At 39.0% G+C, this 14284-nt stretch carries 11 protein-coding genes and 1 pseudogene; 8 read left to right on the forward strand and 4 right to left on the reverse strand.

The features are described from left to right. Window positions 1-19 precede the first annotated feature (19 nt). Window positions 20-1210 (forward strand): amidohydrolase, encoded by a 1191-nt coding sequence (locus NST93_RS17880; RefSeq protein ID WP_405099392.1) that lies wholly within the window; start codon window positions 20-22, stop codon window positions 1208-1210. Window positions 1211-1298: 88 nt separating this feature from the next. On the opposite strand, the gene NST93_RS17885 is transcribed toward NST93_RS17880, so the two are convergent. Continuing rightward, complete coding sequence (locus tag NST93_RS17885; RefSeq protein WP_405099394.1) at window positions 1299-2258, reverse strand: bile acid:sodium symporter family protein; 960 nt, start codon at window positions 2256-2258, stop codon at window positions 1299-1301. An 11-nt stretch (window positions 2259-2269) separates the two neighbouring features. Then, window positions 2270-3640 (reverse strand): FAD-binding oxidoreductase, encoded by a 1371-nt coding sequence (locus NST93_RS17890; protein ID WP_405099396.1) that lies wholly within the window; start codon window positions 3638-3640, stop codon window positions 2270-2272. 174 nt (window positions 3641-3814) lie between these two features. Here NST93_RS17890 and NST93_RS17895 point away from each other — a divergent pair, with 174 nt between their 5' ends. Together NST93_RS17895 and NST93_RS17900 are read left to right on the forward strand one after the other, a co-directional pair. Beyond that, entirely contained in the window at window positions 3815-4528 is a 714-nt protein-coding gene (locus NST93_RS17895; protein WP_405099398.1) for a FadR/GntR family transcriptional regulator, read from the forward strand. Window positions 4529-4633: 105 nt separating this feature from the next. After that, complete coding sequence (locus NST93_RS17900) at window positions 4634-4987, forward strand: VOC family protein (protein ID WP_405099400.1); 354 nt, start codon at window positions 4634-4636, stop codon at window positions 4985-4987. Window positions 4988-5053: 66 nt separating this feature from the next. Here the strand turns inward: NST93_RS17900 and NST93_RS17905 are convergent, their stop codons facing one another. Continuing rightward, window positions 5054-5644, reverse strand: coding sequence for a VanZ family protein (locus tag NST93_RS17905; RefSeq protein ID WP_405099402.1), 591 nt, complete (start codon window positions 5642-5644; stop codon window positions 5054-5056). Window positions 5645-5677: 33 nt separating this feature from the next. Next, complete coding sequence (locus tag NST93_RS17910; RefSeq protein WP_405099404.1) at window positions 5678-6652, reverse strand: MBL fold metallo-hydrolase; 975 nt, start codon at window positions 6650-6652, stop codon at window positions 5678-5680. A gap of 296 nt (window positions 6653-6948) precedes the next feature. Here NST93_RS17910 and NST93_RS17915 point away from each other — a divergent pair, with 296 nt between their 5' ends. The 5 genes and pseudogenes from NST93_RS17915 to guaA all read left to right on the forward strand — a co-directional run. After that, the gene (locus tag NST93_RS17915) at window positions 6949-8448 is read left to right on the forward strand and encodes an amidase (protein ID WP_405099406.1); all 1500 of its coding nucleotides are present in this window, start codon (window positions 6949-6951) and stop codon (window positions 8446-8448) included. Between the two features lie 212 nt (window positions 8449-8660). Then, window positions 8661-9620, forward strand: a complete 960-nt coding sequence (locus NST93_RS17920; protein ID WP_405099408.1) for an AAA family ATPase — start codon at window positions 8661-8663, stop codon at window positions 9618-9620. Beyond that, window positions 9620-10888, forward strand: a complete 1269-nt coding sequence (locus tag NST93_RS17925) for a DUF58 domain-containing protein (RefSeq protein WP_405099410.1) — start codon at window positions 9620-9622, stop codon at window positions 10886-10888. The genes NST93_RS17920 and NST93_RS17925 overlap by 1 nt, the downstream gene beginning before the upstream one ends. After that, complete coding sequence (locus NST93_RS17930; RefSeq protein ID WP_405099412.1) at window positions 10885-13074, forward strand: DUF3488 and DUF4129 domain-containing transglutaminase family protein; 2190 nt, start codon at window positions 10885-10887, stop codon at window positions 13072-13074. Before NST93_RS17925 ends, NST93_RS17930 begins: the two co-directional genes overlap by 4 nt. 83 nt (window positions 13075-13157) lie before the next feature. Beyond that, window positions 13158-14096, forward strand: a pseudogene (gene guaA, locus NST93_RS17935) (glutamine-hydrolyzing GMP synthase); the annotation flags it as partial. Between the last annotated feature and the right edge of the window lie 188 nt (window positions 14097-14284).

A 14284-nucleotide genomic window follows, 5' to 3' on the forward strand; every position in this document is an offset into this window, starting at 1 on the left:
TGTTAAAGGAGATGGTCAAATGAGAAGCAAGCTAATGGAAATGTTAGAATCTCGAAAAGAGGAAATGATCGAAATACGGCGTTATCTGCACGAAAACCCTGAGCTATCCTTTAAGGAAGAAAAGACAGCACAGTACATTGCTGATTTTTACGAGAATAAAGATGTTGACGTGGATAGAGATGTTGGTAATGGTTATGGTTTAATTATAACGATTACAGGAGGAAAACCAGGAAAGACAATTGGTTTGAGAGCAGACTTTGATGCACTTCCAATTATGGAAGAAGCTGATGTGCCTTTTAAATCAAAAAATGAAGGGGTAATGCATGCATGCGGACATGATGCACATACTGCATATTTACTTGTTCTTGCAGATTGCCTCATTCAATTAAAGGACGAATTAAACGGTACAATAAAAATTATTCATCAGCATGCAGAAGAAGTGCCGCCAGGTGGGGCTAAGAGCATCCTCGAATCTGGAAAATTGGATGATTTGGATGCAATTTTTGGAATACATGTGCTTCCAATGGATGAAGCTGGTGTTGTTGGTTATCATAGTGGATATTCTTTTAATGGCAGATCGTACTTTAAATTAAAAATCCAAGGACAAGGTGGACATGGTTCATCTCCGCATAAAGCGAATGACTCCATCGTCGCTGGAGCACATTTTGTAACGGCTGTTCAAACGATTATCAGCCGACGAATTAACCCAATGGATGTAGGTGTCATTACAATTGGTTCATTTGATGGCAAAGGAACCTTCAATGTTATAAAAGACAGCATTGAAATTGAAGGTGATATTCGGTATATGAGTACAGAAACACAAGAAATCATTGCAAAAGAAATGAAACGAATGGTTGATGGTATTGAAGTTGAATTCGGTGTGGAATGCACACTGGATTACGAAGCAGATTATCCGCCGCTGAATAATGACCCAGGATATACAGCATTTGCTGCAGAAAGTTTAAAACAGGTAAAGGATAAAGATATTAAAGAAGTGAAAGAATACCCGCCATTAGCGCCTTCTGAAGATTTTGCATACTACTTGGAAAAGATTCCAGGCTGTTATTTCTTTATTGGGTGTACACCAAAAGGGGTAAAAGAGCCTTACTTTAACCATCACCCAAAATTCGATATTGATGAAGATGCGATTCTTGTCGCAGCTAAGGCAGTGGGACATGTTGTTTGCAGTTATTTTGAACAGAATAAATGATGCAGCATCTGCAAACGAAGCCTTAATTTATTTCCGATAAATATCAGCAAAAGAGCCTCCAACGATACATAATTGGAGGCTCTTAAAATTAATTTGCTTTCTTCATTTTTATTTCATTTTTAGAAATTGATTTATTCGCCCAAATTGTAGCAAGGATTGGCCCTGATATATTATGCCATATCGCTCCCCATACGCTTGGAAGAGCTGCCAGTGGTGTGAAATGGGCGGATGCCAAGGTCACGCCTAATCCGGAATTTTGCATGCCTACTTCTATTGAAATTGCTCTTCTGTCATCCTCACTTAATTTCATAGCTAATGCAGCTAAATAACCAAGTAATAAACCAAATCCGTTATGCAGGAATACAGCAACAAAAGCAAGGAACCCAGCTGTTATTACGTTTTCTGCATTCGCAGCAGTAACTGCTGATACAATGATTAAAATTGCAAGTACAGAGATCAGAGGGACAACGGATACACTCTTATCAACCGCAACAGGAAAGAATCTTTGGACAAGGAACCCGAGAATAATCGGAATGATAATTACTTGAATAATCGACATGAACATTGCAACTGGATTAACGGGCATCCATTTCCCAGCTAATAGAAAAAGAAGCAAAGGTGTCATAACAGGTGCGAGCATCGTTGAAAAAGAGGTCATTGCCACAGATAATGCTACATTTCCCCTTGCTAAGTAAACCATTACATTGGATGCAGTCCCGCCTGGAACAGAACCTAATAATACAAGTCCAGCAGCGAGCTCAGCGGGAAGTTTTAATAAATAAGCAATCCCAAAAGCGATAAGTGGCATAATCGTATATTGGGCACATATTCCGATAATTACAGGTAAAGGTTTGGTAAATACTAATTTAAAATCAACTGGTTTTAATGTCAGTCCCATTCCAAACATAACAATTCCAAGTAAAACGGTGATATAACTTCCAAAGATTACAAAGACAGAGGGGAAAATAAAGGCAATAACCGCTGTCAAAATAACGAGGACTGCAAAGTATTTTCCGGCTAGTGCACTTAACTTCTCTAATGTTTTCAAGGTAATTCCCCCTATTCTACATCCAAAATTTTGGCTGGATTAAGTATGTTATTTGGATCTAACGCTTTTTTAATTCGTGCCATTACATCGAGGGCAGCACCATGTTCTTTTCGCTGGTAAGCTTTCTTGCCAACACCAACTCCATGTTCACCTGTGCATGTGCCACCGCGTTCCAATGCATAAAGTACAACATTTTGATTAAACTCCATTGCTTTATTTACTTCGTTTTCATCCTTCATATCAATCATAATAAGTGAATGGAAATTTCCGTCGCCTACATGTCCAAGAATTCCACCAGGTATACCTAATTTATCTAACTCTTTCCGAGCATAAATTACCGAATTAGCTAGTTCTGAGATTGGGACAGCGACATCTGTAAGCATCATTTTTTTTCCAACATGGTTATGGATAAAGGCGTATGCCAAATTGTGCCGTGCATCCCATAATTGATTCCGTGCAGCATTGTCAGTTTCTGAAGTGAAACTCTCACATCCATGGTCTTGCATAATCTCCTTTGTAAAAATGACATCTGCTTTCAGTCCCGCCTCATTTCCATGAAACTCTAGAAATAGCGTTGGTTTGACAGGATAATCTGTTTCACTAAATTTATTAATTTGGATAACAGAGGCTTCGTCCACAAATTCCACTCTTGCAATCGGAATACCTGCATGCAATATCGAGGTCACAGCTTCAATTGCATTGGTCAGACTTGGGAAAGTTGCTCGTGCTGCCACAATATGCTCTGGTATTCCGTATACATGCAGGGTTAATTCAGTGAAACAGCCCAGAGTTCCTTCAGAGCCTACAAATAGACCATTTAAATGGTACCCAGAGGCGGATTTTGCAGCCAGGCTGCCAGTATGGATAACACTTCCATCTGCAAGCACAACCTCCATATCCCGCACTTGATCTCGCATTACACCATATTTTACGGTGGTTGTACCACTTGCGTTTGTAGCAGCCATACCGCCAAGTGTTGCATTCGCACCAGGGTCAACGGTAAAAAACAGGCCATATTTTTTAAGTTCTTTATTCAATTGTTCTCTTGTTACCCCGGGCTGAACTCTTACAAGCAAGTCATTTTCTTTAATCTCCAAGATTTGGTTCATTAATGAAAAATCAACAGTGATGCCATTCTGATAAGGAATGACATGCCCTTCTAAACTAGAGCCAACACCAAAAGGAGTAACCGGTGTTTTAAATTCTTGGGCAACTTTCATAATATGGCTGACATCCTCTGTTGATTTTGGAAAAACAACAATATCAGGGAGACTGGTCTGATGGTAGGTTTCATCTTTGCTATGCAGTTCTTTAACTGTTTCATTCGTTGAAATTTGATCGTCCGTTAACTTTGTTTTTAAGGCTTTGATTATTTGATTCATTCTGCTGCCCCTTTCAGTATATAAGTGGTAAGGTTGTTTTTAGATTTATCAAATTTATGATAATATTGGTTCAACCAGTTTATTGTATCTATTATAAAGATTTTTCAGATTAATTCAATGATTTTTCATAAAAATTTATTAGAGTTTGATTTTGGGAAGGTGAAGGGGCTATTGATGGCAGATAAAAGAAGAACAGCAGAAATTGTCTTAGAGAAAATTGTTGAGCATTTTTTAAAGAAACAATTAAAAGCAGATGAGAAACTTCCTTCAGAAAGAGAACTAGCGACACGCTTTGGTGTTAGCAGGAATTCTGTTCGAGAGGCCTTGCAAATCTTAGCATTAAAAAACGTAATTGAGATAAGACGGGGAGGAGGCAGTTATGTAATACAATCGGATACCAATCTTATACATGAAGCACTATCTGAAAAAGTGACTGCACTTGAAAGTCATCTCGTTTTTGAGATGCTCGAGGTTCGCCGGGCATTAGAAGTTGAGGCTGCTGCACTAGCTGCACAGCGGGCATCTGCAAAAGACTTAAACAACATTCGTGAAGCATTAGAAATGATGGCTGTTTCTATAAATGAAGTTGAAAGTGGCACGAAAGCCGATTTACAATTCCATATGTGTATTGTAGCAGCATCACATAATTCAATTTTAATTCATTTAGCAGAAACACTTATTAACCAAATGAAAAAAACAATTCAAACGACAAGACAGCATCGTTTTTCAGATCCTGGGCGATATGAAGAAACCTTTAATGAACATAGGGAGATTTATCTGGCAATTGCTTCTGGCAACAGTAGTTTAGCAAAGTCGCTAATGGAATTGCATATCTCACGAGTCAGAAGTGAGCTGAGTGAAAGCATGCTGCCAAAGTTGGAAATGTAAGTGGGAAAAGATGCACTATCATTTTTTTATACAATAAAGAAGGAGTTCCCTATTAGAATATAGAATGTATAAAATTAAATCATCTTATAAGGAGTGTTTTATTTTATGAATCATCCTGTATTAAAACAAATCGGTACGGTGTTTATTCCTGTAAGCAACATAGAGAAGGCAAGAGACTGGTACTGCGATCTTTTGGGAGTAAAGGCAGATGGAGAGATTCAGTTTGGACATCTATATGTAATACCTATGGAAGGTACAGGGATTGTTCTGGATAGCAAGATTTATTCAGAGGACAAGGTATTTAAAACCCCGGCATTCCATTTCAATACAAGGGATATTGAAGAAGCGTTCCGTTTTATGAAGAAGAAAGGAGCGAATGTAATTACAGATATTGAACATAATCATTATTTTAATTTCAAAGATCCGGATGGGAATATCTTAATGATTTGTGCATGCTGATCTTATAATCATGTTTTTGTTGATAGCGGTTATACAGCAGTTTAAAGTTTAAGGAGAGTATGATAATCAGGGTTTCGCCCTGATTATCACAACCCGAAGGAATAGAGGGGTCAGCAGGCAGCCTAAATATACACCAATCATATTTAGAATGAGATCATCGATATCTAAACTGCCTCGCTGTGTAAGGAATTGAGCCAGTTCGATGATGCTGATGGAAAGGAATGGAATAATAAATCGCATGGGCTTTGATTTTACTCTCTGCATGAGTACGAAGCCAAAAGGAATAAATAATCCGATGTTTGCAGCTAAATTATAAAATGCAATAAGAAAATGGACCTCTCCAGATAAAAAATAGCTGACTGTAGAAAAAGGTACTAAATTCCAGCTATCATAAACTTGTCCCCCTGGTCTGAAAAATAATAGAATCAGAAGACAGCAGGCATATATAATGAAAACTACATTTAAAATAAAACGTGGAATGACAATTGTTTGCTTCCAGAGCAAAAACACGCTAAAACAGACAAAAACAGTTACACACATCCAAAGCACAAAAATGACTATGGGGTGTAAATAGGAAAAAAGCTGTAAAAAGATTGGCAAACAAATAAGAAAAACAAGCTGTGATAAAATAATAGCGTAATATTTATTTCTCTTCATCTATTGAATCTCCTTAGTTAAATCATTGTTATGTCATGTCTGGCTGGCTTTGTAATGCCAAATTCCATTTACCTCTTCTTTTTCAACTGCTCCCGTATCTTCTAAATAATCAAGAAAACTCAACGCATCCCGGATAACCGTATAAAATATTTTTTCGTATTTAACAGGGTGCCTTTGCTTTACAAGCTCACTCCCCGTTGAGATTCCCTTTTCAATCATCGATAAAAAGCGCTTTGCCTTTTTATCAATTGCATCAAGTCGCTTTTTGGCTAAGATTGCAGGTTCCTTAATTACAGTTCCATGGCCAGATAATGCAAGTTTGGGATTTAATTGTATTATTTTCTCCAAAGATTGCCGATGCTGCTGGAGTGCCTTCATTCTTTTACCGTGAAAAGTGGGTTCAGTAAAGGCACTGACTGCTTGATGTTCAATAAGTAAATCTCCGCTAAAGACAATATCCAAATCTTCGAGATAGAATGCAACCTGATCAGGTGCGTGTCCAGGAATATGAATGACATCAAAATCAAAAACAGTTTGGCGATTAAGCTCTTGTATATTCCAATCAATTGCAGTTTCCCTCTGATTTAATCGGTTATTATACACTCTTTTGGCTTCTGCTTGTCCGAAATCGCCACAATTCAATTTATTAAATAAATCCCCAAAGAACATATAGCTCATATAGAGATATTCGTGATCTCCTTTTAGTTTTGGCAAACCATAGGGATGAATATAAACAGGTATATTCAAAAGAGCAGCGATACGATAAACTAATCCCACGTGATCTGGATGATGATGTGTGAGTAAAATAGCATCAAGGTCATTGAGCTGATAGCCATGCTCCTGCAATGCCAATACGAATGCATCCCAATATGTATCATGATTTACACCCGCATCAATTAAAAAAAGTGAATTATTTCTTTCTATAATATAAAAGTTAATGCTTTTTAGAATGTTTGATACAGGTATTTCGATTGGAATGACTTTCGTGTTAGTGGTAAACAAGGTCAATTCAAGTGTCCTCCTTATTGGCAGTAAATATAATAAAATTAGTATAACATGATAAAGTTGACTATCAACTGGTCTGCTAACAAGAAAGAATCTCGATTTAATTCAATAGCTCAACTAGAGAGCTGCATACATCTACCTCTGATAAAACAGTTATTAACACTCTATATTCTACTATTTAATACGTTCAATAAACTAATGTTTAGGTTTTCGGGTGTAAAGAATACGAATCTATTTTAAGAGGAAACTTATCCATTCAATGCTATGATGAACATAGAATATATCATAGGGGTGAGAAAATGAGAAAGGAAGAATATTTGCAGCTTGATGCGGTAGGAATGGCGGAACTGCTGCAGAAGAAGGAAGTTACTCCAAAGGAATTAACTGAATTGGCATTCGCACAGCTGGAAGAAGTTCAACCAACATTAAACCTTGCAACAAGTATTCGCAGAGAAAAGGCACTCGGGGAAGCGGAGAAGATGAAAGCAGGCATTGCGCCATTTGCAGGTGTGCCAACCATGCTGAAGAATGTTTCGCAAACGATTCCAGGTGAGAAAATGACCTCGGGTTCGAAGTTGCTCGCAAATCATATTGCAGAGACAGAATCTCATTTTGTAAAAAGATTAAGAGAATCAGGGTTTATTTTCTTAGGGCATACAAATACACCTGAATTTGCTTTGAAAAATATTACCGAGCCTGAATTGTATGGACCGACAAGAAATCCATGGAATACGGATTACTCGCCAGGTGGATCAAGTGGTGGAGCAGCTGCTGCAATTGCTGGTGGTGTTGTACCTGTCGCTGGTGCGAGTGATGGAGGGGGGTCTATTCGAATCCCCGCGTCCTTCACAGGTTTATTCGGTTTGAAGCCAACTCGTGGAAGAACTCCAGTTGGCCCAGGTGCAGGACGTGATTGGCAAGGGGCATCCATCAACTTTATGCTGACAAGATCGGTACGTGACTCAGCCGCGATGCTTGATGAGCTGCAAGTGTTCCAGCCTGAAGCTGCATTCCATGCACCGACATACCGAGGGAGATACCTTGAAACAATGAAACAAGATACAAAGAAACCTCTAAAAATTGCATTTAATACTGCTTCTCCTGTAGGAACTCCGGTTTCGGAACACGCAAAAGAAGCAGTGATGAAAGTCGCAAGATGGCTGGAGCAGGAAGGCCATCATGTAGAGGAACAAGAGAATGGTGTTGACGGAATTCAGCTAATGAAAGATTACTATATTATGAACAGCGGTGAAATGACTACAACTGTGAAAGCGATGGAAGCAGCACTTGGCCGTGAACTTACTTCTGATGATATGGAGCTGGAAGGCTGGCTTATGAATGTTGCGGGTAAATCTGTGTCAGCAGCAGACTATTCAAAGAGTCTCGCATCTTGGGATGTAGCTGCAGCGCAAATGGCAAAGTTCCATGAAACATATGATTTCTATATTACACCTGCAACTGCCGATACAGCTCCCAAGATAGGTCAATTAAAAGTGGATGATGAAAGAAAAGCAGTATACCTGCGTGATATTCATAAAGGAAGTCAGAGAGAGCAGCAACAGCTGATTTATGATATGTTTCTTCCGAGTCTCACTTACACACCCTTTGGTATGCTGGCTAATCTTACAGGTCAGCCAGCGATGTCAATCCCAGTTTACCTCTCGGAACAAGGATTGCCACTTGGTGTTCAAGTAATTGCAGGCAAAGGGGAAGAACATCGCTTGCTTCAGCTTGCTGAGAAATTAGAACAAACGGATTTATGGATTGGTATGAAAGAAAATCCATATTTCAATAAGTAGACAAAAGACAGAACGAAAAATCATTTTTAAAATCATGATTTTTCGTTCGTTTTTTATATAAAATATAAAAGGAAATTAATCTCTTGAATTCAGCTATCTTCCTTTTACTTCAGGCATGTTTTTTTGTATAGTGATAGTATAAATACTAATAAATTGAGAATACTAGTTACTGGTATTTAAATAGATTTGGTTGAAGAGAGGGGTCTGGCAAGATGACAGAGGCTGTTGCTTATAATAAAAGAATAGAAAATGTTATTCACAATATTAATAAAGTAATGATAGGTAAAGAAGAGGCCGTTACGCTTAGTTTAGTAGCGTTACTTGCAAAAGGGCATGTATTGCTGGAAGATGTGCCAGGTGTTGGGAAAACCATGCTTGTCCGCACATTAGCTAAATCATTAGATTGTGATTTTAAAAGAATTCAGTTTACACCTGATTTGCTTCCTTCGGATGTTACTGGTGTTTCCATATATAATCCAAAGGAAATGGAGTTTGAATTTCGGGGCGGACCAATTTTAGGCAATATCATTTTAGCAGATGAAATTAACCGTACTTCTCCCAAAACCCAATCTGCTTTACTTGAAGCAATGGAAGAAAATAGTGTTAGTGTCGACGGAAGAACCATTCCTCTAAACCAGCCTTTCTTCGTAATGGCGACACAAAACCCTATCGAATATGAAGGAACCTATCCTTTGCCCGAAGCTCAGCTAGATCGGTTTATTCTGAAGCTGAAAATGGGCTATCCAACATTCGGTGAAGAACTTGAACTACTTGAAAAGACCTCCAAGAACCACCCTATTGAAAATATTCAAGCTGTCATGTCACGTGAAGAACTTATCCAAATCCAAGAAGAAGTGAATGAAGTATATATCGATCAAACGATTCAAAGCTATATTGTAAGTATTGTAAACCGTACTCGCGAGAACCCATCAACCTATCTCGGTGTAAGTCCGCGCGGTTCGATTGCATTAATGAAGGCTGCGAAGGCTTATGCTTATATTTACGGTCGTGATTATATTTTACCTGATGATGTAAAATATCTTGCTCCCCATGTACTCGCACATCGCATGATAATGACATCGGAAGGTAAATACAACGGAGATACAGGAGAGGAAATAATTGATTCTATCTTAAGAACAGCGCATATTCCCGTGCGAAGGGAATTTAGCTAATGAAGGATTCCATTCGATTCATTGGTAATCTGGTTTTTATTATTACGCTTTTCGGTATTTTATTTTCCTATGCAATGTTCCAGGGAGGCTTTGTGAGCTGGTTTTTATTCTATAGTTTCCTGCCTATATTATTCTACCATTTTGGTTTATTATTCTATCCTATGAATAATTGGAAAGTGACACGCAAGCTTTCCAGGTATATCGTCCAAGCTGGTGATGATGTAGAAGTGACATTAACTCTAAATCGCTCGTTTCCTTTTCCGCTTTATTATTGTGTATTCGAGGAGATAATCCCTGAATCAATGTCGAGAAAAGATAACAAGCATCATAAATATCACTTTATGGATCAACCAGAGGTGCTGGACATGAAGCGAAGCATGAAGAAAATTATCTTTGTGGGATTTCGCAAAAATATTAAGCTTTCCTACAATCTCGAACAGGTGCCACGCGGTGTACATTCACTTGCGGGGGTGCGTATACTTACAAGCGATGTGTTAGGTTTTGTAAAAAAAGAGCATACTTTTGCATTGCAGGATGAATTAATTGTCCATCCGAATGAAAGAGATTTAAGGCTGACAGAGGGAACAAGCAGCTTTGAACAAGGGTCAACAGCTGTGAATGCATTTCATCTTGCGAATACAAACGTAGCTACTGGTGTAAGAGAATATGCACCAGGGGATCGCTTTTCTTGGATTCATTGGAAGCAAACAGCAAAAAGTAACACAGTCATGACGAAAGAATTTGAACAGGAAAGAAGTACAGATTTGCTGCTTATTCTTGATGCACGTGCTTCAAAACGCGGTAATCCTTTGGCTTTTGAAGCGGCTGTTGAACTTTCCTTATCCATTATTACGCGGTTGGAACGTGCGGCAGTTGATATCGGTCTCCTTGCAATAGGGAAAGAGGCCATGCTTTTCCCATTGAAGCAGGATGCGATGATGCGTGAAAGAGTGAAGAGCTTTTTAACGCGTGTCCAGCCAGATGGTGAGCGGCCTTTTCCTATTTTATTAAAAGAACAAATGCGTAAGCTTGAACGCTCAGACAAACTTGTCTTGATAACAACCAATATGGATGATTTCTACAAACAGACAATCCAGGAGTTACATCGTCGCACACAGCAAGTAGTTGTCTATTACATTCAGTCCTCAAGATTTATTTATGCACAAGAAAAAGAAATTATTTCACAAATGAAGAAAGAGGGCATCGTCATTTATGTATTGACAGAAATACAATTAGCAGCAACCCCACTCGAGGTGAGCATTAGATGACTGAAAAAAGAAAATTATCCATGCCTCACATATATACGTCGATTTTGTATATATGTGGGTTATTGCTATTTATGGAGTGGCTCTATCCTGTAGAGCAAATTACGGATACAGACAGCATCTCCATCTTTCTTATTTATGCCATCCTTTGTTTTTTTATTTCGATGATCCAGATGAAGTGGTGGCTTAGTTTCCTGGTTAAAGGTTTTGGGCTGGTCTTCATTTTAAATGGTTTATATTTTGATGCGATGTTTTTAAGTCCGGCATGGTTTAATCAGTTTATGATGGAGATTATGATTAACACGGATGTTGTTTTATCACAGGAATGGTATTATTTTACACCACTGTTCAGAAGTATGTTATTCTTGCTTCTTATTTGGTTAATGAGCTATTTACTGCATTATTGGTTTGTGCAAATGAAACGAATTTTCCTGTTTATTATTCTAACCTTTATTTATATTGCTGTACTCGATACGTTTACCTTATATGATGCAACCTCTGCAATTGTGAGAACCTTTGTTGTCTCATTGGTTGCACTGGCAATGGCGAATTTCAGCCGCGATATTGAAAAAGAGAGAATCACCTTCCAATGGGTGAAAAAAGCGCCAATTTGGATGCTGCCTTTGGTGCTTACGATTATGTTCTCTGTTGCAGTTGGATTCCTTGCTCCGAAGCTGGAGCCGCAATGGCCAGATCCGGTTCCGTTTATACAAAGTGCTGCAGAGCAAGTAAGTGGGGGAGGGAACGGCAGGGTTCAGAAAGTCGGTTATGGCGAGGATGACTCTCGTCTTGGCGGTTCTTTTGTTCAAGATGATTCACCCGTTTTCTATGCTGAAGCAGGAGATGCGCATTATTGGAGAGTCGAAACAAGAGATGTCTATACAGGGAGGGGCTGGGAGAGTTCAAATGAGTCCGATGAGTTTTACCAGCTTGATCCGCAAAGTTTACACCTTTATACGTTTCAGCCAACGGTAGAGTCAGAAGAGCTGACAGCAAAATTAACTTTTGCGTCAGAACAGACTATACCCAAGCTTGTCTATCCATATGGCTTACAGGCGATAACGGAACAATCCAGTCCTGCTAATTATTTTCTAGACCCTATTTCAGAAGCAATTGAAACAAGGGCAGGTGGAAGCAGGATTGGTCTGGATACCTATACATTAACTTATAATAATCCTTCCTTTTCTCTTACAGCCCTGCAAAATAGCACGGAAGAGGCATTGGGAGATGAAGGTTATTTACAGCTCCCTGACTCCCTTCCAAACAGGGTGCAGGAACTTGCGGAAGAAATAACAGGACAATATGAATCTCGCTATGATAAGGTCCGGGCAATTGAACGATATTTTTCCGGTAACGGCTACACGTATGAAACGACTGACGTTGCTGTTCCTGGTATAGATGATGATTATGTTGACCAATTTTTATTCGAAACAAAGGCAGGCTACTGTGATAACTTCTCAACAGCAATGGTTGTTATGCTGCGATCATTAGATATTCCAGCACGCTGGGCAAAAGGGTTTACAAGTGGGGAACTTGTTGAGCCTGGTGCAGGCGATGAATTGGATGTCTATGAGGTAACAAATGCCAATGCCCATTCCTGGGTTGAGGTATATTTTGCCGATGCAGGCTGGGTTTCCTTTGAGCCAACACAAGGATTCTCTAATCCGACGGAATTTCATGCAGACAGCAGTGAAAGTAATACAGAAAATCAGGATGATGTCCTGGAAGCTCCAGAACGTGACATTCCTGAGTCTGATGTTGAACTTGAAGAGGAAGAAGTTGCGGCAGCAATTGCTGAGCCGAAAGAAGGCGGCGTAGAAGTGAAAGGCTGGCATATCGCAATCGCTGTGCTTGTACTATTCATTACTACTTTTATTCTATTCAAACAGCGTTATCGTCTGATGACAAAGTTTTATGCTGTGAGATTAGGTCGAAATCCGAATGAAAAGACATTCCATGATGCTTATCATCATTTACTTCGTGTTCTTAATCACTATGGTTTTGAACGGGAAGCAAATCAAACATTAAGAGAATATTCCAGACGAATTGATGTGCGATACAGCACACAGAATATGCAGCTTTTAACAAATCAATATGAACTTCTTCTTTACAGAAAAGAATTTAATCAAACAGAACTTCAGCGACTTACGAAATTATGGGAAAATTTATTAAATAAAATAATGGGTTGACCTGATTTCGCTTGGTGAGTAAAATTAAGAATATTAGATAGAAGACAGGAGCAAACACAATGAAACCTAATGAATTGAATGCAGAAGACTTTATTGTACAAGAAGTGCAAAAGATTAAAGAACAGGTTGGTAATCAGAAAGTTCTTTGTGCCTTAAGTGGAGGAGTTGATTCTTCCGTTGCTGCAGCTCTTGTGCATAAAGCGATTGGCGACCAGCTGACATGTATTTTTGTGGACCACGGCTTATTGCGTAAAAATGAAGCGGATGATGTAATGGAAGTATTCGCTGAAGATTTCCATATGAATATTATCAAGGTAGATGCGAAAGACCGTTTCCTGTCCAAATTGCAAGGTGTTTCCGATCCAGAACAGAAAAGAAAAATTATCGGTAATGAGTTTATTTATGTATTCGATGATGAAGCGACTAAATTGAAGGATATCAAATTTCTTGCTCAGGGAACAGTTTACACAGATATTATGGAAAGTGGTACTGAAAATACAAAAGTAGTTAAGTCCCATCATAATGTTGGCGGGCTGCCAGAAGATATGGAATTTGAATTGATTGAACCGCTTAAAACATTGTTCAAGCAGCAGGTTCGCGCTGTTGGGACAGCACTTGGCATTCCGGATCACATTGTTTGGAGACAGCCATTCCCTGGACCAGGATTGGGAATCAGAGTGTTAGGTGAAGTAACCGAAGAAAAGCTTGAGATTGTAAGAGAATCCGATGCAATTCTAAGAGAAGAAATTGCAAAGGCTGGCCTCGACCGTGAGATTTGGCAATACTTTACTGTCCTTCCTAACATCCGCAGTGTGGGTGTGAAAGATGGGGGACGCACTTATGTTCATACAATCGGTATTCGTGCAGTAAACTCCGTTGACGGCGTTACTTCCGATTGGGCGAGAATCCCTTGGGATGTTCTCGAGAAGGTTTCATCACGAATTGTAACGGAGCTTGATGAGGTTAACCGTGTTGTGTATGATGTGACGAGCAAGCCGCCTTCAACGATTGAGTGGGAATAAGGTGCTAACTTGATTTGAATTGAGAATGCCTATTTAACGGCATTTGTCCTAAGCCAAAATGAAGAAAATATATTAAAAATAATATAGTTCCATACGAAAAACCCTGCCAAGAAAAATTTTTGGCAGGGAATTTTTTTCATTGAATTTTGGAAGGGAATATTTTTCGGCAGAAAACGACAAATAGTATG

It is taken from the genome of Oceanobacillus sp. FSL H7-0719 (assembly GCF_045040795.1).
Lineage (GTDB): Bacteria > Bacillota > Bacilli > Bacillales > Amphibacillaceae > Oceanobacillus.

Bases quoted from the DNA above. Each gene is read 5' to 3' on its own strand.
- NST93_RS17880 (WP_405099392.1), top strand. From the start codon at position 20: ATGAGAAGCAAGCTAATGGAAATGTTAGAATCTCGAAAAGAGGAAATG.
- NST93_RS17890 (WP_405099396.1), bottom strand. From the start codon at position 3,640: ATGAATCAAATAATCAAAGCCTTAAAAACAAAGTTAACGGACGATCAA.
- NST93_RS17895 (WP_405099398.1), top strand. From the start codon at position 3,815: ATGGCAGATAAAAGAAGAACAGCAGAAATTGTCTTAGAGAAAATTGTT.
- NST93_RS17900 (WP_405099400.1), top strand. From the start codon at position 4,634: ATGAATCATCCTGTATTAAAACAAATCGGTACGGTGTTTATTCCTGTA.
- NST93_RS17905 (WP_405099402.1), bottom strand. From the start codon at position 5,644: ATGAAGAGAAATAAATATTACGCTATTATTTTATCACAGCTTGTTTTT.
- NST93_RS17915 (WP_405099406.1), top strand. From the start codon at position 6,949: ATGAGAAAGGAAGAATATTTGCAGCTTGATGCGGTAGGAATGGCGGAA.
- NST93_RS17920 (WP_405099408.1), top strand. From the start codon at position 8,661: ATGACAGAGGCTGTTGCTTATAATAAAAGAATAGAAAATGTTATTCAC.
- NST93_RS17925 (WP_405099410.1), top strand. From the start codon at position 9,620: ATGAAGGATTCCATTCGATTCATTGGTAATCTGGTTTTTATTATTACG.
- NST93_RS17930 (WP_405099412.1), top strand. From the start codon at position 10,885: ATGACTGAAAAAAGAAAATTATCCATGCCTCACATATATACGTCGATT.